Origin of the sequence: Bacteroides sp. AF25-5LB (genome assembly GCF_003602965.1) — a bacterium.
Lineage (GTDB): Bacteria > Bacteroidota > Bacteroidia > Bacteroidales > Bacteroidaceae > Bacteroides > Bacteroides uniformis.
The window spans coordinates 93,162-118,897 of the sequence record NZ_QTMC01000015.1; the positions used below are offsets into that span (position 1 = coordinate 93,162).

Annotated in this window: 26 protein-coding genes; 21 read left to right on the forward strand and 5 right to left on the reverse strand. The window is 42.6% G+C overall.

Annotation, left to right across the window (positions count from 1 at the left end):
- From DWY57_RS15790 to DWY57_RS15805, 4 genes are read left to right on the forward strand one after another with little or no spacing between them, the layout of a single operon-like run.
- Positions 1–486, forward strand: coding sequence for a DUF6452 family protein (locus tag DWY57_RS15790; protein ID WP_057088046.1), 486 nt, complete (start codon positions 1–3; stop codon positions 484–486).
- Positions 455–1,222 carry a DUF6048 family protein gene (locus tag DWY57_RS15795; RefSeq protein ID WP_119962048.1) on the forward strand — a complete coding sequence of 256 codons (768 nt, stop codon included), beginning with the start codon at positions 455–457 and terminating at the stop codon, positions 1,220–1,222. Before DWY57_RS15790 ends, DWY57_RS15795 begins: the two co-directional genes overlap by 32 nt.
- Positions 1,223–1,229: 7 nt before the next feature.
- Positions 1,230–1,808 carry a manganese efflux pump MntP family protein gene (locus DWY57_RS15800; RefSeq protein WP_119962049.1) on the forward strand — a complete coding sequence of 193 codons (579 nt, stop codon included), beginning with the start codon at positions 1,230–1,232 and terminating at the stop codon, positions 1,806–1,808.
- Positions 1,809–1,836: 28 nt separating this feature from the next.
- On the forward strand, positions 1,837–2,853 hold the full coding sequence (locus DWY57_RS15805) for an FAD:protein FMN transferase (protein ID WP_119962050.1): 1,017 nt from the start codon (positions 1,837–1,839) through the stop codon (positions 2,851–2,853).
- Between the two features lie 21 nt (positions 2,854–2,874).
- Here the strand turns inward: DWY57_RS15805 and DWY57_RS15810 are convergent, their stop codons facing one another.
- Positions 2,875–3,243: a DMT family protein gene (locus DWY57_RS15810; protein WP_005826856.1), complete on the reverse strand. Its 369-nt coding sequence runs from the start codon at positions 3,241–3,243 to the stop codon at positions 2,875–2,877.
- 21 nt (positions 3,244–3,264) lie between these two features.
- A complete protein-coding gene (locus DWY57_RS15815; RefSeq protein WP_119962051.1) occupies positions 3,265–4,014 on the reverse strand; it encodes an ATP-binding protein in 750 nt (249 codons plus the stop codon).
- Positions 4,015–4,194: 180 nt separating this feature from the next.
- Here DWY57_RS15815 and DWY57_RS15820 point away from each other — a divergent pair, with 180 nt between their 5' ends.
- The 7 genes from DWY57_RS15820 (at position 4,195) to DWY57_RS15855 (ending at position 12,158) form a co-directional block, all read left to right on the forward strand.
- Entirely contained in the window at positions 4,195–5,625 is a 1,431-nt protein-coding gene (locus tag DWY57_RS15820) for a tetratricopeptide repeat protein (RefSeq protein ID WP_119962060.1), read from the forward strand.
- Between the two features lie 8 nt (positions 5,626–5,633).
- Positions 5,634–6,104 carry an NfeD family protein gene (locus DWY57_RS15825; protein WP_117600719.1) on the forward strand — a complete coding sequence of 157 codons (471 nt, stop codon included), beginning with the start codon at positions 5,634–5,636 and terminating at the stop codon, positions 6,102–6,104.
- A gap of 48 nt (positions 6,105–6,152) precedes the next feature.
- Positions 6,153–7,154, forward strand: coding sequence for a flotillin-like protein FloA (gene floA / locus DWY57_RS15830; protein ID WP_005826863.1), 1,002 nt, complete (start codon positions 6,153–6,155; stop codon positions 7,152–7,154).
- Positions 7,155–7,249: 95 nt separating this feature from the next.
- Positions 7,250–8,128 (forward strand): nucleoside phosphorylase, encoded by an 879-nt coding sequence (locus DWY57_RS15835; protein WP_119962052.1) that lies wholly within the window; start codon positions 7,250–7,252, stop codon positions 8,126–8,128.
- Positions 8,129–8,407: 279 nt separating this feature from the next.
- Positions 8,408–9,802 carry a tRNA uridine-5-carboxymethylaminomethyl(34) synthesis GTPase MnmE gene (gene mnmE, locus DWY57_RS15845; protein WP_119962054.1) on the forward strand — a complete coding sequence of 465 codons (1,395 nt, stop codon included), beginning with the start codon at positions 8,408–8,410 and terminating at the stop codon, positions 9,800–9,802.
- Between the two features lie 251 nt (positions 9,803–10,053).
- Positions 10,054–10,959, forward strand: a complete 906-nt coding sequence (locus DWY57_RS15850; RefSeq protein WP_119962055.1) for a helix-turn-helix domain-containing protein — start codon at positions 10,054–10,056, stop codon at positions 10,957–10,959.
- A 92-nt stretch (positions 10,960–11,051) separates the two neighbouring features.
- On the forward strand, positions 11,052–12,158 hold the full coding sequence (locus DWY57_RS15855; protein ID WP_035449428.1) for a site-specific integrase: 1,107 nt from the start codon (positions 11,052–11,054) through the stop codon (positions 12,156–12,158).
- A 50-nt stretch (positions 12,159–12,208) separates the two neighbouring features.
- Here the strand turns inward: DWY57_RS15855 and DWY57_RS15860 are convergent, their stop codons facing one another.
- Positions 12,209–13,654: a hypothetical protein gene (locus tag DWY57_RS15860; RefSeq protein WP_035449430.1), complete on the reverse strand. Its 1,446-nt coding sequence runs from the start codon at positions 13,652–13,654 to the stop codon at positions 12,209–12,211.
- Positions 13,655–13,948: 294 nt separating this feature from the next.
- Here DWY57_RS15860 and DWY57_RS15865 point away from each other — a divergent pair, with 294 nt between their 5' ends.
- The gene (locus tag DWY57_RS15865) at positions 13,949–14,719 is read left to right on the forward strand and encodes a hypothetical protein (protein WP_035449431.1); all 771 of its coding nucleotides are present in this window, start codon (positions 13,949–13,951) and stop codon (positions 14,717–14,719) included.
- A 10-nt stretch (positions 14,720–14,729) separates the two neighbouring features.
- On the opposite strand, the gene DWY57_RS15870 is transcribed toward DWY57_RS15865, so the two are convergent.
- Positions 14,730–15,959, reverse strand: coding sequence for a hypothetical protein (locus DWY57_RS15870; protein WP_035449433.1), 1,230 nt, complete (start codon positions 15,957–15,959; stop codon positions 14,730–14,732).
- A gap of 164 nt (positions 15,960–16,123) precedes the next feature.
- On the opposite strand from DWY57_RS15870, the gene DWY57_RS15875 reads away from it, so the two are divergent.
- From DWY57_RS15875 to DWY57_RS15900, 6 genes are all read left to right on the forward strand, one after another.
- Positions 16,124–16,492: a helix-turn-helix domain-containing protein gene (locus tag DWY57_RS15875; RefSeq protein ID WP_035449434.1), complete on the forward strand. Its 369-nt coding sequence runs from the start codon at positions 16,124–16,126 to the stop codon at positions 16,490–16,492.
- 11 nt (positions 16,493–16,503) lie between these two features.
- On the forward strand, positions 16,504–17,871 hold the full coding sequence (locus DWY57_RS15880; RefSeq protein WP_035449436.1) for a DUF3987 domain-containing protein: 1,368 nt from the start codon (positions 16,504–16,506) through the stop codon (positions 17,869–17,871).
- An 83-nt stretch (positions 17,872–17,954) separates the two neighbouring features.
- Positions 17,955–19,028 (forward strand): DUF6371 domain-containing protein, encoded by a 1,074-nt coding sequence (locus DWY57_RS15885; protein WP_035449439.1) that lies wholly within the window; start codon positions 17,955–17,957, stop codon positions 19,026–19,028.
- A 139-nt stretch (positions 19,029–19,167) separates the two neighbouring features.
- Complete coding sequence (locus DWY57_RS15890; RefSeq protein ID WP_035449441.1) at positions 19,168–19,476, forward strand: MobC family plasmid mobilization relaxosome protein; 309 nt, start codon at positions 19,168–19,170, stop codon at positions 19,474–19,476.
- Entirely contained in the window at positions 19,466–20,401 is a 936-nt protein-coding gene (locus tag DWY57_RS15895; protein WP_035449443.1) for a relaxase/mobilization nuclease domain-containing protein, read from the forward strand. Before DWY57_RS15890 ends, DWY57_RS15895 begins: the two co-directional genes overlap by 11 nt.
- A 35-nt stretch (positions 20,402–20,436) precedes the next feature.
- A complete protein-coding gene (locus DWY57_RS15900; RefSeq protein ID WP_035449445.1) occupies positions 20,437–20,841 on the forward strand; it encodes a hypothetical protein in 405 nt (134 codons plus the stop codon).
- Positions 20,842–20,991: 150 nt separating this feature from the next.
- Here DWY57_RS15900 and DWY57_RS15905 read toward each other — a convergent pair whose 3' ends face one another.
- A complete protein-coding gene (locus tag DWY57_RS15905; protein WP_035449449.1) occupies positions 20,992–21,858 on the reverse strand; it encodes a restriction endonuclease in 867 nt (288 codons plus the stop codon).
- Between the two features lie 208 nt (positions 21,859–22,066).
- Between DWY57_RS15905 and DWY57_RS15910 the strand changes: the two genes are divergently transcribed.
- The 3 genes from DWY57_RS15910 to DWY57_RS15920 all read left to right on the forward strand — a co-directional run bounded on the left by DWY57_RS15910 (position 22,067) and on the right by DWY57_RS15920 (position 25,726).
- Positions 22,067–22,276, forward strand: coding sequence for a helix-turn-helix transcriptional regulator (locus DWY57_RS15910; protein WP_035449450.1), 210 nt, complete (start codon positions 22,067–22,069; stop codon positions 22,274–22,276).
- Between the two features lie 110 nt (positions 22,277–22,386).
- Positions 22,387–24,975, forward strand: a complete 2,589-nt coding sequence (locus DWY57_RS15915; RefSeq protein ID WP_035449451.1) for a type I restriction-modification system subunit M — start codon at positions 22,387–22,389, stop codon at positions 24,973–24,975.
- Positions 24,959–25,726, forward strand: coding sequence for a restriction endonuclease subunit S (locus DWY57_RS15920; RefSeq protein WP_120164397.1), 768 nt, complete (start codon positions 24,959–24,961; stop codon positions 25,724–25,726). Before DWY57_RS15915 ends, DWY57_RS15920 begins: the two co-directional genes overlap by 17 nt.
- Positions 25,727–25,736 lie beyond the last annotated feature (10 nt).

The window sequence follows — 25,736 nt, forward strand, 5'->3', positions numbered from 1 at the left end:
ATGAAAAAATTAGTCAGACTTGTCATACTCGGAGCTATCCTTTGTCCGATAGTAAGCATAGCTATCTCCTGCTCGGAAGAGGCCGACTGTTCCATGACAGCACGCTCCATGGTGAATTGCATTCTTTATAGAGTAGACCCCGAAACCCAATACGTGGAGAACGACACGCTCGACTCGCTCACCGTGACAGCATACGGCACCGACTCCATCATCATCAACAACCAGAAGAAGGTACACGACATCTCCCTGCCACTGCGCTATACGGAGGATTCCACCAAGCTGATATTCAAGTACAGCCGGACCAAGAGTGACACGATGGTGATACGCCACACCAACACCCCCTATTTCCTATCGATGGATTGCGGCTATCAGATGAAGCAGGCCATCACAGACGTAACGTGCACCCGCATCTCTCTGGACTCGATATACATCAAAGACAATGAAGCAGGCATCTATGGAAAGGAAAATCTTAAGTTATTCTATTAGTCTGGCACTCTGCCTGCTGATGTTCCTCCCCCTACGGGCGCAGAACGGGAATCCTACCGCTCCCCCCCAGGGAGCACCTCCCAAGAAGGAGAAGAAGGACGCGAAAGAAGAAGTGCACTATCCGTTATACAACGGCATGTCCGTCGGCTTGGACTTGTGGGGAATCGGAAGCTCCGTATTTGGAGGAGATTTCCTGAGTTCCGAAGTGGCCGTGGACGTAAACCTCAAGAACCGCTTCTTCCCTATTGCCGAACTGGGATATGGCTCCACGGACACCTGGAGTGACAAAGGCATACACTACAAAAGCAATGCCCCCTACTTCCGCATAGGAATGGACTATAACACGCTATACAAGAAGCAGCACGGACACATGCTACTCGTAGGCTTGCGTTACGGTGTTAGTAGCTTCAAGTATGATGTAGACGCCTTGGGACTGGACGACCCGATATATGGTGGCATCGTAGGCAATCCGAATCTGGACGACGAGATATGGGGAGGCAGCCTGCCCTATAACCATAAAGGAATGAAAGGCTCCATGCAATGGGCGGAATTTTGTGTCGGTATCCGGGCGCACGTCTGGAAGGCATTGTACATGGGCTGGTCACTACGCTTCAAGTTCAAATTGTCTGCCTCGGCCGATGAATACGGTGACCCGTGGTATGTGCCCGGTTTTGGGAAATATGGCTCCAACACGATAGGAGTAACCTATACGATAACTTATAAACTACCTCTTTAAGCAACTTATGACAGGGTTAGAGATTTGGCTACTGGCCGTAGGACTTGCGATGGATTGTTTCGCCGTTTCTATAGCCAGCGGAATTATATTGAAACGCGTCCGGCTGCGCCCTATGCTGGTGATGGCCGTCAGCTTCGGCTTTTTCCAGGCTTTGATGCCTCTGCTGGGATGGATAGGTGCCAGTTTTTTCAGCCACCTGATAGAAAGTATCGACCATTGGATTGCATTCGGTATCCTTGCCTTCCTGGGTGGACGTATGATAATGGAATCCTTCAAGGACGAAGGTTGCAAGCACGAGTATGACCCTACCAGCCTGAAGGTGGTGCTCGCTCTGGCCGTGGCAACCAGCATCGATGCATTAGCGGTAGGTGTTTCGTTTGCATTCCTCGGCATCAAGCAATTCTCGGCTATTCTTTCCCCCATCGGGATTATCGGTTTTGTATCATTCGCCTTGTCGATGGTCGGCCTGATGTTCGGCATCCGTTTCGGATGTGGCATAGCCCGCAGACTGCGCGCCGAACTCTGGGGAGGGGTTATCCTCGTCATCATCGGTACCAAGATATTGATAGAGCATCTCTTCTTTTAATTAAAAAGTAAAAACTCAGATATAGGATATGGAAAAGAAAGTACAACGGAATTTTTTATGGATTGCCCTACTAGTACTGGGTACCATCTGGATACTTGCCCGCCACAATCAAGTCACTCCTTATCAGACGGACAACGGACTGATATTCGGTACAGTATATAAAGTGACTTATCAATGTGACCAGAATCTGAAAGAGGAAATAGAAGCGGAACTCAAACGTTTCGACGGTTCCTTGTCCCCTTTCAATGATACGGCAACCATTACGCGCATTAACCGCAACGAGGACATTGTGCCCGACTCTTTCTTTACCAATGTCTTCCACCGAAGTATGGAAATCTCCAAAGAGACCGATGGTGCCTTCGATATCACCATTGCCCCTCTTGCCAATGCCTGGGGATTTGGCTTCAAGAAGGGTAACTTCCCCGACTCTGCCATGATAGACAGTCTGCTGGAGATGACAGGATACGAAAAAGTAGAATTGTCCGATGAAGGGAAAGTGGTGAAAACAGACCCGCGTATAATGCTCTCATGCAGCGCTGTGGCAAAAGGATATGCAGTAGATGTCATAGCCCAACTTCTGAAGAAGAAAGGTATCCGCAACTTCATGGTCGATATAGGCGGAGAAGTAGTTGTTCACGGGCAAAACCCTCAAAATGGACTTTGGCGCATCGGTTTGAACAAGCCGATAGACGACTCACTGGCAGTGAACCAAGAATTGCAAGCAGTGCTGCAAGTCACAGATTTAGGCATGGCTACATCGGGCAATTATCGCAACTACTACTATAAAGACGGAAAGAAATATGCGCATACCATCGACCCGCGTACCGGCTATCCGGTACAGCACAGCATCTTGTCCGCCACCGTCATCGCCAAAGATTGCATGAGTGCAGACGCCTATGCCACGGCATTCATGGTGATGGGGCTGGAAGAAGCAGAACGCGTGGCGGATGCACATCCGGATATCGACGCCTGCTTCATTTATACGGATGAAGAAGGAAAGCTTCAAACGTTCTTAACAAAAGGGATGGAGAAGTATATGAAATAATACGCAAATGCGATTAACCCATCATTTATAAAATACAAAATATACCGCCAGTACCAGACATACAAAAGCGGCAAAATGATTCCAATGCAGCGTTTCTCCCTTGAAAAGAACTGTTGTGAACACCGTAAAGATTATCAAAGTGATTACTTCCTGAATCACTTTGAGTTGCATCAATGAGAACGGGCCTCCATTGCCTAAAAAGCCTATCCGATTGGCCGGAACCTGACAAGAATACTCAGCCAGAGCTATTACCCAAGAAAACAGCACCACGGCATACAACGGCCAGTTGGAGATGACTTTTGTCTCTTGTAGCTTCAGATGCCCATACCAGGCAAACGTCATGAAAATATTAGATACAATCAATAGCAAAATGGTATAAAATGCTTTCATATATTTTTTAATAATTAATGGTTAATGTTTTATGATTGCAGGCAGCAATTCCTCCTGCACATTCGTCATACTCCCCCATAGACTATAGCGTGCCTCAGGATTCATTTCCTCCAATTGTTTCAGAATGCCTTTCATTGTACTACGGCTGGATTGTGACTCATACGGACAATTCTTCACCTGCTTACGATACCCCCTCACTTGCGCCAACTCCATCAAATCCGCCTCATGTACCAGACACATCGGACGGATAATCGTCATATCAAACTTCTTCATCACCAATCGGGGAGGCATGGAGCTGAACGCTCCCTGATAGGTGATATTCATCAGCAAAGTTTCCAGAATATCATCCATGTGATGGCCTAACGCAATTTTATTACATCCCTGCTCCTTGGCTACGGTAAACAATGCCTTCCGCCTATTCCAAGAGCAAAGAAAACAAGGAGACTTGCGGGTATCTGTCGTGGCATCAAACTCCGTTTCAAAGAGAACAAAAGGCACTCCCCACGACTCTACATACTCCCTCAGATAGTCTACATCGCTCTGATAAGGTATATTCTTCATCACTACATGTACGGCGACAATGGAAAAACGGGGTTTATAGATACGGGCACGCCGTGCCAACAACTCCACCAGCGCCAAAGAGTCCTTGCCTCCCGAAAGCCCGATAAGAATCTTATCGCCGTCCTCTATCAGTCCATATTCCACCACACCTTTGCTAAACCGCTTGTCTATGCGGCGCAACATCTTTTCTTCTTCAGTAAATTGTGCCATTGATACGAGTTATGAGTTATAAGTTATAGCTCTTCCGGCTGCAAAAGTAAGGCAAAAGAACGATTTAAAGAAGAATTAACAAAATAGAATTACGGAAACCAGCTTTATTCACGATAAATTTGTATTTTTGACCTTCTGAACAAATCAGCATGTATCAATATGAATAAAACATGTATCAATATGAATAAAAAATATATCCTTTTCTTTCTATTCAGCCTTTTAAGCATAACAATTTCTGCACAAAGCCTGGCAGAAGCCAAAGCCTTGTACGAGAAGGGAGAATACGAAGAGGCCAAGCCCGCCTTCAAAAAGTTCGTCAAGACACAACCTGGCAATGGAAATTACAACCTATGGTACGGTGTATGTTGCTTGGAAACCGGCGACCCCGCAGAAGCCTTGAAACACCTGGAAAACGCCGTCAAAAGACGTGTCCCCAGCGGGCAACTCTATTTGGCCCGGGCATACAATGATTTATATCGGTTCGAAGATGCCATCGAAACTTATGAGACCTACATTTCCGACCTGAGAAAGAGAAAACGCTCCACCGAAGAGGCCGAACAATTATTGGAAAAAAGCAAATCCAACTTGCGCATGCTGAAAGGTGTGGAAGAGGTTTGCTTCATCGACAGCTTTGTGGTAGACAAGGAAAATTTCCTGGATGCATACAAAATCAGCCCCGAATCGGGCAAGCTGTTCATGTACGACGCCTATTTCAAAGATTCCGGTAAGGAAGGCGGAACGGTATACGAAACGGAGCTGGGCAACAAGCTATATTATAGCGAAATGCAACCGGACAGCACCCTCAGTATCCTTTCGCGCAACAAGTTGCTGGACAAATGGAGCGATGGCAGCTTGTTGCCCGGAAGCATCAACGAGGCCATGAATGCAGACTATCCCTATGTACTTACAGACGGTATCACTATCTACTATGCTTCGGATGGCCCTGGCTCGATGGGAGAATATGACATTTTCGTCACCCGTTACAATACGAATACCGACTCCTATCTGATGCCGGAAAATGTGGGCATGCCGTTCAATTCGCCCTACAACGACTATATGTACGTCATCGACGAATTCAACGACTTGGGATGGTTTGCCTCCGACCGTTACCAGCCCGAAGGCAAAGTGTGCATCTATGTATTCATTCCCAACTCATCCAAACAAGTGTACAACTACGAAGGGATGGACCCGGACAAGATGATATCATTGGCGCAACTTCACTCTATCAAGGACACATGGACGGACACCGATGCTGTAGAGGCCGCCCGAGAAAGACTTCGGACCGCTGCCAACGCAAAGCCGCGGACTACCAAGAAGCACGATTTTCAATTCGTCATTGACGACCACTCCACCTACTACCAGCTGGACGATTTCCGCTCCCCGCAGGCCAAAGCCTCGTATGGCAAATACAATCAGCTGGAGCAGAGCTACAAACAACTGCAGGAGAAACTGGAAGATATGCGTTCGGAATACTCCCGAGCCAACAAGCAGGAAAAGGACAAGATGTCCGCCGCCATCCTCGACCTGGAGCAACGTGTACGGCAATTGTCCACTGAGATGGAGCAGACTGCCATTCAAGTGCGCAACCAAGAAAAGCAAGCCACCAAATAAAGACAACTATGGATATACTCATTATCGCCTCATTGATTATAGGAGCAATAATCTTGTTCTTAGTGGAATTATTCGTAATTCCGGGCATCAGTATTGCCGGTTTTCTGGCAGGAGGTTGCATCATCTTTGCCAACTACTATGCCTTTGCCTATATGGGCACCACGGCAGGTGTCATTACGCTTATCATATCTGCCCTGGCTTGTATCGGCTCGTTGGTATGGTTCATGCGCTCCAAGACACTCGACAAAATTGCATTGAAAAAAAACATCACCTCCAAAGTAGACCGTAGTGCAGAGGAAAAAGTCAAGGTAGGCGATGTAGGCATCACCACTACCCGCCTGGCTCTTATCGGCTATGCCGAAATCAACGGAGACATCGTGGAAGTGAAGTCATCAGACGGCTTCCTGAACGAAAAGACTCCGATTATCGTAGACCGTATTGCAGACGGAGTCCTCTTAGTGGAGCGGCTCAAGCAGTGAAATTTCTGAAATCAACCTATTTATAACTAACAATTAATATTTAATCTCATGGATCCAAGCACAATGTATTTAACCGCCTTCCTCATTATAGGAGGCATTATCTTCCTGGTACTTTTCTTCCATTATGTACCGTTCTTCTTGTGGCTGTCCGCCAAAGTATCGGGAGTAAATATCTCGCTGGTACAACTTTTCCTGATGCGCATCCGTAATGTTCCTCCTTATATCATTGTGCCCGGCATGATTGAAGCCCACAAAGCAGGATTGCAAAACATCACGCGCGACGAACTGGAAGCGCACTACCTTGCCGGAGGCCACGTAGAGCGGGTGGTACACGCATTGGTATCCGCTTCTAAAGCCAATATCGAGTTGCCGTTCCAGATGGCAACCGCCATCGACCTTGCCGGTCGTGACGTATTCGAAGCCGTACAGATGTCCGTTAACCCCAAAGTAATCGACACCCCTCCCGTGACAGCTGTTGCCAAAGACGGTATCCAGCTGATTGCCAAAGCCCGTGTAACGGTACGCGCCAATATCCGCCAATTGGTGGGAGGTGCCGGAGAAGACACGATTCTGGCCCGTGTAGGCGAAGGCATTGTCTCCTCCATCGGTTCGTCAGAGAACCATAAGTCTGTATTAGAGAATCCGGATTCTATCTCCAAACTGGTATTACGCAAGGGCTTGGATGCCGGAACGGCATTCGAAATTCTGTCCATTGACATTGCTGACATTGACATAGGTAAGAATATCGGTGCCGCCCTGCAGATAGACCAAGCCAATGCCGACAAGAACATTGCTCAAGCCAAGGCAGAGGAACGCCGCGCCATGGCCGTAGCCACAGAGCAGGAAATGAAGGCAAAGGCCCAGGAAGCCCGTGCCAAAGTTATCGAGGCAGAAGCGGAAGTACCCAAGGCCATGGCCGAAGCATTCCGCAACGGCAATCTGGGCATCATGGACTATTACCGGATGAAGAATATAGAAGCTGACACTTCCATGCGCGAAAACATTGCCAAACCGACGACGGGCAATACCAGCCAGCCGTTGAGCAAATAACTCGAAAAGTAACTGACAGAAACGCCGGAACCGGTGAACAAGAATCGGTTCCCGGCGTTTCTATTTATAAACAAAAAGATTAAAAACTCAATCAAATGAAAAAATATTTCGCCTCTTCCGAACTGATCATCAATGAAGACGGTTCTGTATTTCATCTTCACGTAAAGCCCGAATGGCTGGCAGACAAAATCATCTTGGTAGGCGACCCCGGACGGGTGGCACTGGTTGCCTCCCATTTCGAGAACAAGGAATGTGAAGTGGAAAGCCGCGAGTTCAAGACTATCACCGGTACTTACCAGGGGAAACGTATTACGGTGGTTTCCACCGGTATCGGATGTGACAACATCGATATCGTGATGAATGAACTGGATGCCCTGGCAAACATCGACTTCGAGACGCGCGAAGAAAAGCCCCGCCTACGTAGCCTTGAGCTGGTACGTATCGGCACCTGCGGCGGCTTGCAACCCTACACTCCGGTGGGTACATTTGTATGTTCTGAAAAATCCATCGGTTTCGACGGTCTGCTCAACTTCTATGCCGGGCGCAACTCCGTGTGCGACCTGCCCATGGAGCGTGCCTTCCTCAACCATATGGGATGGTCCGGCAACATGTGTGCCCCTGCCCCCTACGTCATTGATGCAAGTGCTGAACTGATAGACCGCATCGCACAAGACGACATGGTACGTGGCGTAACGATTGCCGCCGGGGGCTTCTTCGGACCTCAAGGACGCGAGTTACGCGTGCCGCTTGCCGACCCGCATCAGAATGAAAAGATTGAAAAATTTGAATACAACGGCTACCGCATCACCAACTTCGAGATGGAAAGTTCTGCCCTGGCAGGCTTGAGCCGTCTGATGGGGCACAAGGCCATGACAGTATGCATGGTCATTGCCAACCGCCTGATAAAAGAAGCGAACACGGGATACAAGAATACGATAGATACTCTTATCAAAACAGTACTCGACCGTATCTAAGTATCCTTCAAGAAATGCTTCACCCTCTCTTTCAGCCAGTCCAGGGAGTAAGGTTTAGTAAAGACTTCATCACATCCTGCTTGACGTGCCCGTTGCAGGTCTGTATAGCAGCAATGTTCTGCTATGACCACAATGGGCACAGAGACGGATTAGGCTTTATAAGCATCTATCCATTATCGATTTGTACAAAGTTACAACAAAAGCCCATAAGTTGAATCGTCATCTCTCTTTTTTGTAAAGAAACCATTATCTTTGCTGAATAAAAATAAGCCGGATAAAATGAACCAAGATACTATTTGTGCCATAGCCACCGCCCAAGGGGGAGCCATAGGATGCATCCGTGTCTCCGGACCGGATGCCATAGAGATAACATCCCGCATATTTACCCCTGCCTGGAAGGGGAAGAAGCTGAAGGATGCCAAGCCATACACACTTACCTTCGGTCATATCCATGAAGAAGAAAACATCATAGACGAAGTACTTGTAAGCTTATTCCGTGCCCCCCACTCGTACACGGGCGAGGATAGCACGGAAATCATGTGCCACGGTTCGAGCTATATTCTTCAGAAGGTGTTGCAACTGCTCATCGGTAATGGTTGCCGCCTGGCCGCTCCCGGTGAGTACACGCAACGGGCCTTCTTGGGTGGCAAAATGGACCTAAGCCAGGCCGAAGCCGTGGCCGACCTCATCGCCTCCACCTCTGCCGCCACTCACCGCCTCGCCATGAGCCAAATGCGCGGTGGGTTCAGTAAAGAGCTGGCCTCACTACGCGACCAATTGCTGCACTTCACATCACTCATAGAACTGGAGCTGGACTTCAGCGACCACGAAGAACTGGAATTTGCCGACCGCTCCGAGCTATGTCTCCTAGCAGACGGCATAGAGCAGGTAATTTCCCGTTTAGTACAATCCTTCAGTGTAGGCAATGCCATCAAGAACGGCGTGCCCGTAGCCATCATCGGCGAAACGAACGCTGGTAAATCCACCCTGTTGAATGCACTACTAAACGAGGAACGAGCCATTGTAAGCGACATACACGGGACAACCCGCGATGTGATAGAAGACACAGTCAATCTTGGTGGGATAACTTTCCGATTTATTGATACGGCAGGTATACGCAAAACGAACGACACCATCGAGAACCTAGGAATTGAGCGAACCTTCCAGAAATTGGAGCAGGCGGAAATCGTGCTCTGGATAGTTGATGCCACGAATGCCGTCTCACGGATACCACAACTAACTACCCAGATACTTCCCCGTTGCGAAGGGAAACGGCTCATTCTCGTATTCAACAAGACCGATCTGGTGCAAGATGCCTCAACCATCCCCAACTCCAGTTTCACCGTGGCCGCTACTAATGTGCAATGCATCTCCATCTCTGCCAAAGGACGTACCAACCTCGACAAGCTTCAGCAAATGCTAATCTCTGCCGCTAACCTGCCCACGGTTACCCAAAACGATGTCATTGTCACGAATATACGCCACTACGAGGCTTTGACCCATGCCTTGGAAGCCATCCACCGGGTCCAACAAGGACTAGCAGAAAATCTATCCGGAGATTTTGTTTCACAAGATATCCGCGAATGCATTTTCCATCTAAGCGATATTGCAGGGGAAGTTACGAACGATATGGTACTTGGGAATATTTTCGAACATTTTTGCATCGGCAAGTAACTATCTGATTATCAATGAATTAAATTGATTGTAATCGATTAATATGGCGCTCTTTATGGGGCGCCTTTTTTGTTGCACAAGTATCGTTGATAATCGTTGCTAAGCCTTTTTACGCCATTTTTTGTACCTCTTGTGTACCTCACCACGAAAATCTGAGGATTATCGTTGGCAAGGTCGTGGAGAACTTTTACGCCATTTTACGGGATTTTACGGAGTTATACAAAAATATTGGAGAAATAAGGAGAAATAACATGAGTAGCAACATTGAAATCAGACGAATCTGTGCGTGGTGCAAGCAAGAATTCATTGCGCATAAAATGACTACAACCTGTTGTTCGCACAGATGTGCAAACCTTCTGTATAAACAGAAGAAACGTGAAGCTTCTATTAAGGCTAACAACCAAATTGTCGAAAAAGTCATCAAGGAAAAGCCGATTGAGAAGATCAGAGACAAGCCTATTCTTACTATCACAGAAGCTGCCACATACATAGGCGTAACCCGACCTACTCTTTATGGCTATCTGAAAAGAGGTGAATTAAAAGCCTCTCGACTTGGATATAAATTTCTATTGAAAAAGGAAGATATTGATAACTTATTCAATAAGCCTATAGAATTTAAGATTCCGGTAAGAGACAAACCTTCCATTAATGATTTCTACACCACCGCCGAAGTCAAGGAGAAGTATGGCGTAAAGGATTCCTGGATATTTCATATCGCTAAGGAACATAATATTCCACGAACCTTTCACCGTGGTAAAACCTATTGGAGCAAAAAGCATATTGATGACTACTTTGCAAAGAAAGCTCCCGATCCTGAAATCAAGGAATGGTACAGCACGCAAGACATACAGGAGAAGTTCGGTATGACACTGACGGCCATCTATTCTTTTGTTTCAAAGAATGCCATTCCCAAGAAGAAGGTCGGCATCATGGTGTACTACTCCCAAAAGCATGTGGACATTGCCAAAGGTCTCATTGCCCCAGAAGAGCCCAAATACTACACCATTGCCGAAGCGATGGAGCGATTCAATCTGACACGAGATCAACTCTACCATTATGTGAAATACCATAATATTCCCCGTATCAAGGTCGGTAAATATACCAAGATCCTGCGGGCAGAGCTGGACAAGTTCTTTGAGCCTCCAAAGATAGAATGAGTCGAAAGTTATTTTCCGGTGATAAACATCACCATTAGAACACCTATTTTATTTGCAACAAAAACAAGTATTAATCAAAAAACAATATAGCTATGACACTTACATGCACCAACGTAACTTTGAGACAAAAGCCATTGCGTAACGACCGCATATCTCTTTATCTGGATTATTATCCGGCCATTCGCAATCCTTACACGATGAAGATGAGTCGCCGGGAATTCCTCGGCATTTACATCTATGCCAAGCCCAAGAACGAGCAGCAAAGAATGTTCAATCAGGATATGCTGAATAAGGCAGAGGCCATCCGCTGTATCCGTGTCCAGTCGCTTATCAATGAAGAATTCGGGTTCCTGGACAAGAACAAGCAAAAGGTAGATTTCCTCGCCTACTTCCGGACAAAGGCACGGGAAAAGTATGAGAAATGGGATTGTGTTTACAATCACTTTGAGAAATTTGTCGGCGGCAAATGTACCTTTGGCGATGTCACCGTGGAACTGTGCGAGAAGTTCAGGGATTACCTGCTCAAATGCAAACAAATCAATCATCCCAATGCTTATATCTCACGAAATTCGGCAGCTGGCTATTATTCGACGTTCCGTGCCTTATTAAAAATAGCCTATAAAGAGAAGATGTTGCGTGAGAACTTGAACGACTTTCTGGAAAAAATCGAATGGAAAGAGGTCAAGAAAGAGTATCTGACACTTGATGAAGTCAAAAAACTGGCGGCTACGCCATGCAAGATTCCAGTCTTAAAACAAGCCTCCCTATTCGCTTGTATGACCGGTCTCCGTATCAGTGATATTCTGAAGCTGGACTGGCGTGATTTTGAGGTTGGCCCGGATCAAGGTTACTATATCCGTATCTGCACCGAAAAGACAGAAACCGAGGCTACCCTCCCCATTAGTCAAGAGGCACTGGAGTTGTGTGGCGAATGGGGCACCGGAAAAGTCTTCAAAGGCTTAACCCGCTCCATGACTCATCATCCCTTGAAACAATGGATTGCCGAAGCCGGAATCAGAAAACACATAACCTTCCACTGCTTTAGGCACTCGTATGCGGTCATCCAAATCTCTTTAGGCACAGACATTTACACAGTATCGAAGATGTTGACGCATAAGAATGTCACCACGACACAAATTTATGCTGATTTGGTTAACTCCAAGAAGCGAGAGACGGCGAATAAGATTTCGTTGAAATAATTTAAAAGGGAGTGTGTTGTTATAAACCATACACTCCCTTCTCATTATATTTATAATGTCGGATTTTTATAACTGGGGGCACTGGCAGATGGCTGATGTTTCCCATTAATAAATATAACTTTAGGAATGTATTCTCCTTTATCAATCATATCTTTTTTGACCTCATTTAATTGGGCTTTTATATAATCAATAGAGTCATCCTCAACAATAACCATAAAAATACCACTTGTAGCTTGTTCAGCTTTCATATATGCAGCTAATTGCGTCCGATATCCATGCATTAAATCTTTATTACATGAACGTTTAATTTCCACAACTGTATTTGCTTTTGCACCACGTGTTATTTGAAAATCAAGTTCTCCAACTCCAGGGTTAGACTCGCGAGAAATAGCAACATCAAATTGTCCAGCATTTCTATACGTGTCTGCCACCATAAATAACATTAGTTGCCAATCAGTTTCATCTGGTTTTCTACCTTTGCGATATAATAGCTCTGATAGACGCAAATCTTCTACAAGTCTTTTAAATTGATTACACATTGCTAATGAAAGTTCATAAACCTCTTCTTTTATGTTTTTAGATTTTTCAATATTGCATAAAAATGGGACTTTACTTAATAATTCAGCCAGTAATATATCTTTATATTGTCCTTTTCTATCTTCATTAAAATCATATGGTATTCCCTTAATTTTCTTAAAATACTCAATTGCAACATCATAGCAATCTCTATTGTTGCAAATTAAAGATTTCCAATCAGATTTCTTATATTTAAGACATTCTGTCCAACAAACACCTATAATACTTGCTATTTTCTGTTTCAATCTATTATTGTAATCACAAACTCTATCTATATCATCATAGTCTATAGCATATGGTAAATCGCATAAGAACTGTGTCGGAATAAATAGTATTGGTTTATTTTGATAAAATGGTACATTGAACGATAAATCGTATGAATATCTATATAGTTTTGTCGGCAGTTTCAATTCTGCACTAATACGTTGGGTATATGCAAGAAAATGTTCATGTAAAATAGAAATAGTCATATCACTGATTCTATCCGGCCCCATATTATCCTCAATTAATTGCATCAGACAAAAGATCTCAGGATCTGTCATTCCTGCTTTTATAATATCGTATGTGCTTTCTGCTAATTGAATAGACAAGGCTCCACTTATACCTCTTCCACGTGTATTTCCCGTTGAATAACCTAATCCAGTATTTGAAATTTCTTTTAATGTGTATCTATCTACAATCCTTTTAAAAAATTTATCTTTAGTCGATTTACTTCTAGCTGCATTAGTTAATGCAACAAAACCTCTAAAATATTGAAGAAAATCTTCATAAGCATTTTTAAATTCAGGAATTGTACAATCTTTTAATAATAATGGATCTATATGGAGTAATGAATCCTTATCTAGAAATGCATTATATACACCTCTATTAACTAAATCTTCATGCGTAATATTGAAATATGTACTATAATGATTTGCCATATAATTCTATTTTATAGTTTCATAAAGATACTAAATTATAGCCAAACATTAGCATCTAACAAAAGAAATATTATCTCTAATCGAATATTAGAATAATAATTTTATCAGGAATTAGTATAGTTCTTATAAAAGTCTCATTAAAAATTGAAATAATTACAATTCATTGATTATTAGTGTGTAATATTATGTCTTTTGATGAAATCTATTGTCAAAAGGCCATAGTAGGCCAATACTATTGATTTTTTGAAAAAATAATCCTATATATTTGTAGCTGAACAATTAGCAAATATCATCATGAATCAGAAAAAAGCAGAATATATAGCACTTTATTCCTTGGTGTTTGGAGTCATTCTAGTCTTTGGTATTTTAATCCGCCAATTTGTTTTATCAAAAGGTATTGATGACTTCAGTAGTACAGTTGCATTTTTTGCAACGGTTATTGTATTGACAGCACTATATTCCAGTTTGCAGATAACTTTCAATCAGTTTCTGCTGCCACGCATAGAAGCTTTTCTATTTTGTTTCTCTGCTTTTCAAAAGATGAAAGATAACAATGACGCCGTTTCTTTTCCGGAAGCCCCTACAATCAAAGATTCAAACCAAGCTACACCTGATGTCATTGAGTCTGCTCCTACCACTGAAGAAACAATCTCCGAACCTTCAGAATATGAAGTCATGCGCACCAATGCTATTGCAGAAAAGAATCGCGCTATTCAAACCAAATTGGAAAAGGTTCTCAACTATACGAAGCAAACAATGGTTGCCTATATGAGTGAAGAAGACCTCAACCGTCTATGTGCATATGTCGCAGAATATAGCTCAGGCGATACCTTACAAAAGATATCGCCTGTAAAGGTTGACTCACAACTTAAAAGCGTTGATATAATGCACTTTGGATGGAATATTGGTAAAGCGTTCAGCAAAAAGCGCATTCACACAGCCACATTCATTAAAAATGTCTTTGACCACACTCTCCGCGATTTGGAAATCTCAACTATTGAGCGTAAAATGTCTCACACAGAATCAGTATGCAAAATTAAATTAGATATGAATATAGCAAAGTAAATATAACACATTATATACTTTTTACTACATCCCCGTTTTTATCAGTCCTATTAATGTTGTTGCTACAAAGTTCTTGCAAATAAGATAACATATATTTTTCAGGATGACCATAACTATTTCCTGCTCCAACAGAGATTACAACATCTGTTGTAGGTTGCGAATAACTACGAGCTTTCTTCCCATAATCACCTCCATGATGTGGAGCAACTAATATATGTCCGTCTATAGTATTGGAATTAAACTCCTTTTCTTGATCATAAACATATTTAGCTTGTATCAATTTTATATCACCTGTAAAATTTGCACTTTTTATTTTACCTGAAACAAACATACATAACCCTGCATAATTAATATTTCTACTTTTTTCCCCTTTATAGAAAGCAATATTGCCAATTCTATTCCATAAATGCATTGTTATTCCATTAGTTCGATCAGCAGGTCTAATACAATATACATTATCTTTTCCCAAGGCCTTAAGAATATTATTATAAATTTTGAGAGATGTTATAGTCTTCATCATATCTATACAAATACATTTACTAAAACAATCTCTTATTGTTTGAATATCAACGTATAACATACATTGAATATGGTCTATATCCCAATGAGATAATACTAATATTGGTTTATCTCGTTTATAATCGTCAACACGTTCATAAAACAGCTTTTTTACATCATCGATTTTAGAATGTAGCTCTGCTCCTATGTCATAAACATATTTTACAATATTATTATCTATTAACTCATTCCAATTTGCTTGTCCAACATCTCTAACACATAATTTTAAATTATAATTATGTAATTCTTCTATTGTGAATTGACCATTTATTTTATTACGAAAAAGTTCTTGTGGATCCAAAACAGTATGTTTTTGTAAAATCTCTTCAGTGTCAACTCCAGGATATTGCATATTGTTTAAATTATAGGAACGCTTTATAAATAAAGATTCCGTATTTTCAACAAAATCAAATCTATTAAGCAAATCAATATTTAATTTATAATAACATCCTGTCAATAATCTCTTATTTGTTTTTAATGATAGGAGTTCAATATAGGTTGGACCAATTTTATTAAAAATCTGATTATTAGGATTAGATTGTACAAAATGATTTAGATCTTTAATTTGACGAAAATCTATATAGACATCAAAAACATTATTACCAACCTTTTTTAAACATTCAAGATATACAATACATTCAATTGTATTACCACTAATTGAAAAATGTGTATGTCTAATCATAACATCTTTATATTTAACTTCTTAGCAAATGGGAAAATAATAGTTTTATTTGAATTATCCAATAAATATCATAATTTATTTATTACTCAGTTATATTCCGGTGATATTTTCCACCATCAAAACACCAATTTCCTTTGCCAGCGAACAATTAAAAACGAGTACGTATGGCAAACGAACAAATCACTTTTGATAAGCTGCCGCAGGCGGTAGGTTATCTCACAGAACAGATGGAACAAATCCGGCAGATGGTGGCGGCATTGCAACCGCAGGCTTCTTCCGACAAGCATCGTCTTATTGAAATTGACGAAGCCTGTAAAATCACACGAAAGGCAAAACCTACCATTTACACGCTTGCTCGTAAAGGACTGATTCCGGCTTACAAACGAGGAAAGAAACTCTACTTCTATGAAGATGAGTTGCTGCAATGGATTGAGACCGGACGCAAGCAAATGCGGGCCATGTCACTTCAGGAACAGGCAGCGGAGATAGTACATGGAGCGAAGCGCAAACCAAAGGGAGGCTATAACTTTTGATTTGCACGGCTATGGAAACCTCCAAATTAACAGCAGAAGGTATTATCGGCGAGGCTGTACGCATCGGAGCCAAAATGTCCGGTGGTGAGTTCCCGATAGAAGTCTTTCCTATCAGGATTCAGCGTATCATCAGCAGTTTGCACGATTGTCAGGGCTATCCCGTGGATTATGTTGCTGCGGCTATCCTTGCGGCTATTGCCGTGGGGATTGGCAACTCCCATCTGGTACAGGTGAAGCGCAACTGGCTGGAAAGTCCCATTCTGTATATGGCACTGATTGGACGCCCTGGAGCCAATAAAAGTCATCCGCTGAGTTTCGCTTTCCAGCCGTTTATCGAGCACGACTATTGTCAGAATCAAGAATATCAGAAGTTGTATGCCGAGTATGAACGCACTATGTCCATGAGCAAAAAGGAACGCATGGAAGCCGGTTTGGATGAGTTTCCGCAGGCTCCCGTGCGCAGACGCTTTCTTGTTTCGGATATCACTCCCGAAGGATTGAGCCTGATACATGCCCAAAATCCCAGAGGACTCTGCCTTTGGTCGGACGAACTGTCTGCCTGGTTCAAGAACTTCAACCGCTATAATAACGGTTCGGAAGAACAGTTCTGGCTTTCGGTGTTCAATGCCAAGCCCACGATTTCAGACCGCAAGAGTACGCAAAGTTCCATTTTTATCAAACGTCCCTATATCTCTGTTATCGGTACCATCCAAAAGAAGATTCTGGGCGAACTGGTCAAGGGCGAGCGTTCGAGTAACGGTTTTATTGACCGTATTCTTTTCGTAATGCCTGAATCTGTCTTGAAAAGCAGATGGAACGACCGGGAAACTTCTGAAGAACTGGAAATCCAGTGGCAACAGATTATAGACAAGCTGATTGCTCAGGATTGTTCGCATGACGAGAATAATGAGTTGCAGCCTCAATGCCTACCATTCGATGAAGATGCCAAGCAACGACTTTACGGTTGGCAGCATGAAAATGCCCGCCAATGTGATATGGAAACCAATGATGCTTTGGTCGGTATTTACTGCAAACTGGAAATCTACATTATCCGGTTTTGTCTGATTATCCAGCTTGCCCGATGGACTTGTGGAGAGTGCGACAAACGTACGATTGACCTTGAAAGCGTGAACCGTGCCATCCTGCTGACTGAATATTTTCGGACTACAGCCGTAAAAATGCAGACTGCCGTTAGTCAGGAACAGTTGAGCGAATTGCACCGCAACATCTATCTGAACCTGCCGCAGAGATTTACAACTGCAGAAGGTATCGGCATTGCTGAAAGTTACGGGATGAAAGAGCATGCTTTCAAGATGTTTCTAAAACGACACATCGGAACATTATTCAGAAAAGAGAATCATGGAGAATACAGTAAATAACCTTGTTACTACGCACATTTTCGCAACCGAGGGGGGTGTGAAGTTGCGAAAATGTGCATAGTAACATCCAAACAGAAAGAAAAATGAACTACAGATTCACATTAGAACCATACAAAGGTGTCAGCACCCGGCACACATGCCCGAACTGCCACCGCAAAAGTTGTTTCGCCAAATACATCGATACGGAGAAGCAAATCAGCTTTCCCGATTATGTAGGGCGATGCAACCATGAACAGAAGTGCGGCTACAACTATACGCCCAAAATGTATTTTGACGAGAACCCGATGGCCAAAGAGCGATTGAGCGAAGAGTTTGCGCCGATGTCAAAGCCACGTATCAGTCTGCCTCCTGCGCCTTCATTCATTGAGCCGGAAATCATGAGGCAGTCCCTGAAACTGTATCACACGAACAAGCTGTTTCAGTTCCTGAGTTTCCATTTCGGACAGGAGGCTACCGAAGAGCTAATGTTGCGCTACCATGTAGGAACCTCGAAGCATTGGCCGGGAGCTACGGTCTTCTGGCAGGTGGATATTTCCGGACGGGTACGCACCGGAAAAGTGATGCTCTACAATCCTGAAAACGGAAGACGGATTAAAAAGCCGCACAACTACATCACGTGGGTACATTCCCTTCTGAAGAAAGAGAATTTCAATCTCCGGCAATGCCTGTTTGGTGAGCACCTTTTGTCCTCCGACCAGCAGCGTCCGGTTGCCCTTGTGGAGAGTGAGAAAAGCGCTTTGATTTCCAGCTTTTACCTGCCACAATACCTCTGGATTGCTTCGGGTGGAAAGAATGGAGCGTTTAATCGGGATGCCATGAGCGTATTGAGAAACCGACGTGTTCTGCTCTTCCCCGACCTGGGGGCGACCGACTATTGGAACAGTAAAATGGAGATGATCCGGAGCCTGGGAATAGAGGTTTCTCTTTTCGATTTTATGGAAAGAAACGCAACAAAAGAAGAACGTGATGCAGGTTATGACATTGCCGATTTTCTGCTGAGAGAAGAGACAAAGGACGCAATTTTCAATCGTCTTATCACGTTGAATCCGGCCTTGAAAACGCTGGTCGAAACTTTCGATTTACAGCTTGTCAATGTGGAGAAAGCACCGCTTTCAGCAACGGTTCAACATACTCGGAAAGGACTTTTCAAACGATGATTGTCAGATGTCTGATTCACTCCTTTTTCACTGGAGCAAGTTTATGCCGGTGTATTACATTTCCCGGCCACTTGCTCACCTCAAAAGAAGGTGAGACAGCTCCCGATGGTCACAATTATTAATCTCAAAAGCGAATATTATGGACAAGAAAAATACAGTTACAATCCGTCTTACAGACGAACAATTCGGCTGGCTCAGAGCACTCAGCCGACGCAGTAAACGCAGTCAAAGCGAAGTAGTGCGTTCACTCATCGAACACGGTACGGTGCGCGAACGGATTACAAGAGAAAATCTTGACATCATCCGAAAACTGATTGGCGAAAGCACAAATCTGAACCAGCTTGCCAGACGAGCCAATGCTTACGGTTTTTATCGTGTGGCCGATGAGTGCAGTACCGCCATTCAACAGATTTCACAACTCATAAAACAGCTCAAGGATGATCGGTAAAATTGTCAAGGGTACATCGTTTTCCGGGTGCGTAAACTATGTGCTGAAAGAAGATAAATCGCGCCTGCTGAAAGCGGTTGGTGTCTACGGCTCGCCTGAAGAAATAGCGGAACAATTCGAGTTGCAGACTTTACTGAACAACAAGGTCAAGAACAAGGTCGGCCATATATCATTGAGCTTCTCCGCAGAGGACGGGGATCGCATCCGTGATGATGATGGGCTGATGCTAAAGATCGCCCATGACTATATGAAGCTGATGGGAATCGTGAGCACGCAATTCATCATCGCCCGGCATACCGACCGTAATCATCCGCATTGTCATATCGTTTACAACCGTGTGGATAATGACGGACGCACCATCAGCGACAAGAACGACCGCTACCGGAATGAAAAGGTCTGCAAGATGCTGACAGCCCGTTACCGTTTGCATTTTGCCGAAGGAAAAGAGCATGTCAATTTCATGCGGTTACGTCATCATGACAAGGTAAAGTATTTTATCTATCATGCCTTGAAACGAGAGGTTCCGAACGCCCGAAGCTGGAGTGAGCTGAGACTGGCCTTACGGAAATACGGAATTGATACGCAATGGAAGCTAAGTCGCACGACCGGAGAGATGCAAGGTGTCAAGTTCACATGTGACCAACTGACCTTTAGCGGTTCCAAGATTGACCGTCAGTTCAGTTACCTGAACATCGACCAGGAACTGAGATATAACGCTCTTTCCGCTACCATGAACCGTCAGGTACAGGCAGCAACCATACGCGAGGAACCTCGGCATGAATACCAGCAGGAGAATCATTCCGGCATCAGTGTGGGATTGTTCACACCCTCTCCTACGGATTATGATACGGAGGAAGCGATACAGGCCAACCGGCTTAAAAAGAAGAAAAAGAAACCGAAACGCAAGCGAGGTTTCAGTCTATAATCAATTTTTTATTAACCATCAAAATTCAAATTATTATGAACTATTCCGATTTTATTTATGATTTCAATCTCTATTTGTGTGAGAGATTCGGTTACAGAAACTGTTGTTCCGTCATACACAACGCCAACGGCATTTGTGTTTCTGTCCATGTAGGCGAAATGGATTTATACATCCGTTTCTGGGAATACAGTTGCGGCGTTGGCAGCATCCCCGACTGGAGCATTATCATTGTGCGCAGCAACTTCAAACGAAACCAACAGGAAAATCTGAAAGACCTTGCCCGCTTCTTCAAGGAGTACGCCCCGCGCTATGGGTACAAATACCTCTGCACCGAAGATGATGATTACAAGTATTATCAGACCCTTGGTCTGAAACTTATCCACAGAGGATTTTTCAGACAATATAATTATGGGTTGTCGTTGAAGGAGTTGGAGGTGTAATGTGGATTTTAAAAAAAGGAGAGGTTTTTCTCTCCTTTTTTATTTTGTAAATCCATTATTTGCCGTTAATAGAGAGGGAAAGTACAGTTGTCCTTCGATATTATTCAGTCCGAATTTTTATAAATAACATACAACAAAGTAAAGAACAAACTACTTCATTTGGGACTTATAGTCCATATATGTTTTCCCTATTAACTGTACCTCCTTACTAATCGTATTTTTAAGTATTGCCTTGGTTATGTTTTGTGCATCAATTTTAATCTGTTTTGTTTCTGTATGATTCTCATATTCAAACTTGATTTCTTTAATCTTGATATTTCCGCAATCTGTTTTTATATAAGCATCGTCAAATGGAAATACATAGTCTTTATTTTGTTCGCAATTTTCAGGTAATTCTTCTTCTAATTTCTGTATATCTGTAATAATCTCATCTTTTGCATTTCTAATCTTATTTTCTTTAGTTGTTAAAGGAATATGGGTTGCATTAATCCATTTGTTGCTACTAGGCGAAAGACTCAAACAGTCCAGTCGTTTTTTATATAATTGGATATTAAAATCATGTGCTTTAGCCCAATCTTCATCAACCTGAAAAAGTCTATGTCTAACAGGACTATCAATAGTTAATGTGGTTTCAGCAACAATAGCCTCTCCCTCTTCCGGTTCTCTTAATTCCATTAAATCAATCCTGTAATGCTCACCAAACTTCTTTGCACCTTCCTGATAACCCTTTCTGGTAACCATTATACCTTTGACATCTCCCAAATCATAAAGAACACCAAAAAAGTCTCTCACTTTACCAATAGATACTGTGTGGTTATAATTCTTACACTCTATTACAATCTTAAATGTGGTATTATCATATTGATATTCCCAGTACACATCTATTTGATGCTTCTGGCCTGACTTTCCAGTCAATTTCACATTATGCTTAACATCTATATTCTTTACATACAAATTCTTCAAAATCTCATTATAAATCTCTTGAGTAAATTTCTCATATTCAATATTATCATTCATAAAAATCAATTTTAAGATTGTCTATACTTCAAAAGTAAACAATTTATCTTAATCAAAATCTCTTAGATGCATTGTTCTCGGCCATAATACCGTAAAAATTGAATTATACGCAATAAAAATTCCTTCTACATCTAATTATTAATTAAAACTCAATTGCTCTTTTAGGCAAAAGGATTATATTTGTATTATTGTTAATTAAAGATGAGATATGCCCAACAAAAAAATAAACCGAATCAAAGTGATGCTCGCCGAGAAGGAAAAGACCAATAAATGGCTGGCAGAGCAAGTGGGGAAAGATCCTGCTACCATCTCCAAATGGTGTACCAATACGGCACAACCTAGTTTGGAAATGCTATTTCAAATAGCTAAAGTACTTAACGTGGAGGTTAAGGACCTGCTAAGAGAGTCTGATGAATGAGATTCCTATATACTAAGTATTCTCAATAAATGCAGAATGTCTGCATTCTTTATTTACATCTTTGCTTATGATATTCACACATAGAGTAAGCTATTTTTAAAATTGATTTTATGAACAAACAACAACTTGCCAATAAGATATGGGCATCTGCCAACAAGATGCGCTCCAAGATAGAAGCCAACGAATACAAAGATTATATTCTTGGCTTGATTTTCTATAAATTTCTGTCAGACAATGAGGTGAACTATCTGAACAGTATCGGATGGACTGATGAGGATATTGTGACACTTGTAGAAGATCATGAGAATCAGGAAGCAGTTATGATGATGGAGTATTGCAGAAACAACATTGGCTACTTCATTGAATACCAAAATCTGTTTGCTACCTGGCTGAAGCCCAATTCTGAATTTAGTGTAGCCGACTTGAGCGGAGCACTCAGCAGTTTCGACCGTCTGATTAGCCCTCATTACAAACATGTCTACGAGAACATCTTCAAGACTTTACAGGCTGGCCTGAGTAAACTGGGTGAGAACCCAGCCTCGCAGACACGTGCCATTAAGGATCTCATCAAGCTAATCAAGGACATTCCCACAGACGGTCGTCAGGACTATGACGTGCTGGGATATGTATATGAATATCTTATCAGTAACTTTGCAGCCAATGCCGGGAAAAAGGCTGGAGAGTTCTATACGCCTCACGAGGTGGCTATCTTGATGTCTGAAATTGTGGCTGAACACCATAAGAATAAAGACAAAATTGAAATTTATGACCCTACAAGCGGTTCAGGTTCCTTGCTGATTACCATCGGTAAATCGGTTGGGCGTCATATCGAAGACAAGAACAAGGTGAAATACTATGCGCAGGAGCTGAAGGAAAACACCTACAACTTGACCCGTATGAATCTGGTGATGCGTGGTATCAAACCAGACAACATCAATACTCGTTGTGCCGACTCTCTGGAAGAGGACTGGCCTTTGCAGACTGACGGTGGAGATATCGGAAAACCGCTTTACGTGGATGCTGTTGTCAGCAATCCTCCCTATTCGCAACAGTGGGATGCCAACGACCGTGAACTGGATCCGCGTTTTAAGGATTATGGTGTAGCTCCTAAAAGCAAAGCCGACTACGCCTTTCTGCTTCATGAACTCCATCACCTTAAACCAGACGGTATCCTGACAATTGTACTTCCTCACGGTGTTCTCTTCCGTGGTGATGCCGATGAAAATAGTGAAGGGGAAGGCAAAATACGTCGCAACTTGATTGAGAAGAACAACATCGATGCCATTATCGGACTGCCGGCCAATATCTTCTTTGGTACAGGTATCCCTACCCTCATCATGGTGCTCAAACAGCATCGTGACAATGACGACGTGTTGATTATCGATGCCTCAAAGGGTTTTGTCAAGGAAGGAAAAAACAACAAGCTGCGCGAATGTGACATCAAACGTATTGCCGATACGGTACGCGACCGTAAAACAGTTCCCGGATATTCCCGTACAGTGTCCCGTGATGAAATCCGTCAAAACGGTTACAATCTGAACATCCCTCGTTATGTAGATTCCAGTGATCCTGTTGAGAAGTTCGACATCTATGCCACCATGTTCGGAGGCATTCCTCACAGCGAGATTGATGAACTTCAAAAATATTGGGACACATTCCCTTCTTTGCGCGAAGAATTGTTTATTGCGGATGCAGACAAACCTTATTCACAGTTGAAGACCGAAGATACTCAATCGTTTATAGAACAGAATGCAGACGTAAAAGCCTTCCAGCAGATGTTTGCACAGGCTTTCGGAGGTTTTGCCGATAGTGTTCATCATCGGCTGATTGATCAGATAGCGACTGCAAATCCCCAGAAAGAGTTGGATGCTATTTCCGATGATATTTTTGCCCGTTTGCATGGGATGCCTCTCATCGACCGATATGCAGCCTATCAAGCGTTAGCTGACAACTGGCAGGGCATTACCAACGATATTGAGACCATACAGCAGGAAGGCATTGAAGCGGTAAGAGTGGTAGAACCTGCTTATAAACTGGTAAAGAAAGGCGACGAAGAAATTGAAGTGCCAGATGGTTTGAAAGGGCGCATCATTCCTTTTGACTTGGTACAACAGGAGAAATTTCAGGACGATTTGAAAGCAATTGCCGATTTGCAGATGCGAGTAGAAGAGATCTCCGGTGAACTGGATGAAATCCGTGAAAACTTCTCGGAAGAGGAGTCTGAGGCTTATTTGGATAGTGAAAAGGAAAATGCCTTTGATAAGAAAGCCATTACTGCGGGAGCAAAAGCCAAGAAGGATGAGGTGGAAGCAGAAACTAAAGAGAAACTGAAGAAGATTGTCAAACTCTGGGAGGAACAGAAAAACAAGAACAAACAAATTAAGGAAGCCAAGCAGACTCTTATCGACAAAACTGTAAAAGCGATAGAAAATCTTTCAGACGAAGATATTTCTCTATTCCTACATAAAAAATGGATTGATCCTATTGTTTATGGTATTGATGAAACGCTCGCTGAGGTCTTATCTACTTTTGAAGATAAAGTGTGTGCATTAGGGAAAAAGTATGCCGTAAGTTACAAGCATTTGAATGAGGACGTGGAAAAATCTCAAAAAGAATTGTCAGGTCTTATTAATGAACTGACCGGAGATGAGTTTGCGATTTTGGGGCTTAATGAGTTGATTAATGATGAAAAGAAGTAAATGTATGAATGTGCCGGAGATAAGATTTAAGGAGTTCTGTGATTACTATAGTGATGTTCTTCTTGAGAAGTGCCTATCAGTTAGTAATAAAAAAAATAACAAATTAGAATATAAAAAGGAAGACGCTCTTTCTGTTTCTGATGAATTTGGCGTTGTAAATCAGATAGAGCATTTGGGTAGAAGTTATACAGGAAACAATATATCCACTTATAAAATTTTGAATAAATGGCAGATAGTATATACAAAGTCTCCCCTAAAGCTAAAGCCTTTTGGAATAATTAAAGTAAATAACAACAAACCAGGAATAGTTTCAGTTTTATATGCAATATACGATGTTAAAGAGGGCTTCGATCCTAACTATATCAGTGTTTACTTTGAGCCTAATTTCAGACTTAATAAATACCTTCTACCTCTCATAAATAAAGGTGCAAAAAACACTATTAATATTAGTGATGAAACGGCCCTATCTGGTGAAGTGCATATACCATTATCTTATACAGAACAACAAAAGATAGCATCCTATTTCCAATCATTAGACTCATTAATTCAAACCACTTCAAAGAAACTTGCGTCTTTAAAACGAATAAAGGCGGCAAGCCTACAATCTATGTTCCCACAAGAAGGAGAAACTGTACCTAAAGTAAGATTTAAAGGATTTGAAGGAGAATGGGATTTCGTCACAGCTGGCGAAGTGTTTAGAACAACCTTAATTCCGCAACACTATTATAAAATATTTTTTTTAAGTACCTGAGCAACAAAAA

Excerpts from the sequence above, each read along its gene's own strand:
- DWY57_RS15820 (WP_119962060.1), top strand. The coding sequence starts at position 4,195 with ATGAATAAAAAATATATCCTTTTCTTTCTATTCAGCCTTTTAAGCATA.
- DWY57_RS15905 (WP_035449449.1), bottom strand. The coding sequence starts at position 21,858 with ATGAATGATAATATTGAATATGAGAAATTTACTCAAGAGATTTATAAT.
- DWY57_RS15795 (WP_119962048.1), top strand. The coding sequence starts at position 455 with ATGGAAAGGAAAATCTTAAGTTATTCTATTAGTCTGGCACTCTGCCTG.
- DWY57_RS15805 (WP_119962050.1), top strand. The coding sequence starts at position 1,837 with ATGGAAAAGAAAGTACAACGGAATTTTTTATGGATTGCCCTACTAGTA.
- DWY57_RS15865 (WP_035449431.1), top strand. The coding sequence starts at position 13,949 with ATGAATCAGAAAAAAGCAGAATATATAGCACTTTATTCCTTGGTGTTT.
- DWY57_RS15870 (WP_035449433.1), bottom strand. The coding sequence starts at position 15,959 with ATGATTAGACATACACATTTTTCAATTAGTGGTAATACAATTGAATGT.
- floA (WP_005826863.1), top strand. The coding sequence starts at position 6,153 with ATGGATCCAAGCACAATGTATTTAACCGCCTTCCTCATTATAGGAGGC.
- DWY57_RS15895 (WP_035449443.1), top strand. The coding sequence starts at position 19,466 with ATGATCGGTAAAATTGTCAAGGGTACATCGTTTTCCGGGTGCGTAAAC.
- DWY57_RS15835 (WP_119962052.1), top strand. The coding sequence starts at position 7,250 with ATGAAAAAATATTTCGCCTCTTCCGAACTGATCATCAATGAAGACGGT.
- DWY57_RS15800 (WP_119962049.1), top strand. The coding sequence starts at position 1,230 with ATGACAGGGTTAGAGATTTGGCTACTGGCCGTAGGACTTGCGATGGAT.
- DWY57_RS15910 (WP_035449450.1), top strand. The coding sequence starts at position 22,067 with ATGCCCAACAAAAAAATAAACCGAATCAAAGTGATGCTCGCCGAGAAG.
- DWY57_RS15855 (WP_035449428.1), top strand. The coding sequence starts at position 11,052 with ATGACACTTACATGCACCAACGTAACTTTGAGACAAAAGCCATTGCGT.
- mnmE (WP_119962054.1), top strand. The coding sequence starts at position 8,408 with ATGAACCAAGATACTATTTGTGCCATAGCCACCGCCCAAGGGGGAGCC.
- DWY57_RS15900 (WP_035449445.1), top strand. The coding sequence starts at position 20,437 with ATGAACTATTCCGATTTTATTTATGATTTCAATCTCTATTTGTGTGAG.
- DWY57_RS15815 (WP_119962051.1), bottom strand. The coding sequence starts at position 4,014 with ATGGCACAATTTACTGAAGAAGAAAAGATGTTGCGCCGCATAGACAAG.
- DWY57_RS15810 (WP_005826856.1), bottom strand. The coding sequence starts at position 3,243 with ATGAAAGCATTTTATACCATTTTGCTATTGATTGTATCTAATATTTTC.
- DWY57_RS15790 (WP_057088046.1), top strand. The coding sequence starts at position 1 with ATGAAAAAATTAGTCAGACTTGTCATACTCGGAGCTATCCTTTGTCCG.
- DWY57_RS15915 (WP_035449451.1), top strand. The coding sequence starts at position 22,387 with ATGAACAAACAACAACTTGCCAATAAGATATGGGCATCTGCCAACAAG.
- DWY57_RS15875 (WP_035449434.1), top strand. The coding sequence starts at position 16,124 with ATGGCAAACGAACAAATCACTTTTGATAAGCTGCCGCAGGCGGTAGGT.
- DWY57_RS15825 (WP_117600719.1), top strand. The coding sequence starts at position 5,634 with ATGGATATACTCATTATCGCCTCATTGATTATAGGAGCAATAATCTTG.
- DWY57_RS15890 (WP_035449441.1), top strand. The coding sequence starts at position 19,168 with ATGGACAAGAAAAATACAGTTACAATCCGTCTTACAGACGAACAATTC.
- DWY57_RS15880 (WP_035449436.1), top strand. The coding sequence starts at position 16,504 with ATGGAAACCTCCAAATTAACAGCAGAAGGTATTATCGGCGAGGCTGTA.
- DWY57_RS15860 (WP_035449430.1), bottom strand. The coding sequence starts at position 13,654 with ATGGCAAATCATTATAGTACATATTTCAATATTACGCATGAAGATTTA.
- DWY57_RS15885 (WP_035449439.1), top strand. The coding sequence starts at position 17,955 with ATGAACTACAGATTCACATTAGAACCATACAAAGGTGTCAGCACCCGG.
- DWY57_RS15850 (WP_119962055.1), top strand. The coding sequence starts at position 10,054 with ATGAGTAGCAACATTGAAATCAGACGAATCTGTGCGTGGTGCAAGCAA.
- DWY57_RS15920 (WP_120164397.1), top strand. The coding sequence starts at position 24,959 with ATGATGAAAAGAAGTAAATGTATGAATGTGCCGGAGATAAGATTTAAG.